The following is a 241-nucleotide window of genomic DNA, read 5'->3' as shown; positions in this document are numbered from 1 at the left end:
TTCAACTCAACCCATCTCAAGACCGGCGGACAGCAGAGCATTTCGTTGTGGGCATCCGGCACTGGGGACGGCTGTTCCACAGCGACTGAGGTTTCTGCGTGCCCTGCACGAGGCAGCTCGACTTCCCGCACGCCACAGACCCAGTCTCGACGGGGACGGCCATGGAATTCCCTAGAGTCGGCAGGTCACGGGGGTCGGCCGCATACGCCGAGGCGCCGGGGGCACCGCGGATGTTCCGCGG

Source organism: Streptomyces sp. NPDC059788 (genome assembly GCF_042732265.1).
Lineage (GTDB): Bacteria > Actinomycetota > Actinomycetes > Streptomycetales > Streptomycetaceae > Streptomyces.
The sequence above is the reverse complement of the archived record's forward strand: the minus strand, read 5'-3'. Positions refer to the sequence as shown.